The following is an 826-nucleotide window of genomic DNA, read 5'->3' as shown; positions in this document are numbered from 1 at the left end:
TCCCAGCGCAGCATGCATTCCGGCCGGTGGTCCGCCTGCAGCACGGCCACCTCCACCTGCTGCGCCCCGAGCCGGGCCGAGACCCGCTCCACCCACTGGTGCCAGGGCTCGCCCTGCGCGCGCCGTGCGTCTTCGGGGCTGGGCGGCAGCAGGCTGGCGCTGGCCTCGGCCCAGGGACGGGTTTCGGTGCCGCTCAGGGTGATCCGGTTCACCGGCGCGGCCAGGCGCTGGCGGCCCAGGTGCTCGGCGAGCAGGCGGCGCAGATGGGCCAGGTCCTGCGTAGGCTCGGCCGTGCGCACCGTCAGGCTTTGCTGGGCTGGCAGGTCCACGCCGTCGATGCGGCGCAGGTCGTGGCGCCAGGCCAGCTCCAGCGCCAGCACGCCCTGCTGGCGCGCCTGCAGCCAGCCGTGCAGCACCCCGAGCAGCCGGTTGGCGGACCACAGCAAGGTGCCGGCCGATTCGGCCAGCGCGGGCAGCTCGGCCGACAGCGAAAAGCGCTCGGGCAGCTCGATCCAGGGCAAGGGATGGGGCACGTCGCCAAAGGCCTGGTCCAGCGCCCGCAGGGCATCGGCCCCGAATCGGCGGGCCACGCCCGCCCGCGGCAAGGCCCGCAGCGCGCCCAGCGTGCGGCAGCCCATGCGCTCCAGGCTGGCGGCGTGCGGGCGCAGGGCCGCCAGGGTGCGCAGGGGCAGGTCGTGCGGCAATCGGCGCGGCGGGCGATGCGGAGGGTCGGCCTCGGCCAGCCGCAGCAGGGCCAGGGCTTCGAAGGCCGTGGCGCCTTGGGCCAGTGCCGGGTCGCCGCCGGAGGGCTGCGGCAGGCGGCGGG

The 826-nt window shown here is 76.8% G+C and carries 1 protein-coding gene; it reads right to left on the bottom strand.

Features of this window, described 5'->3' with window-relative positions; genetic code table 11:
* A partial coding sequence (locus tag AC27IO_RS24925; protein ID WP_498741306.1) for a DNA polymerase Y subunit UmuC family protein occupies positions 1-826 on the bottom strand: 826 nt, incomplete at both ends.

It is taken from the genome of Acidovorax sp. KNOB132 (genome assembly GCF_057541515.1).
The sequence above is the reverse complement of the archived record's forward strand: the minus strand, read 5'-3'. Positions and strand labels throughout refer to the sequence as shown.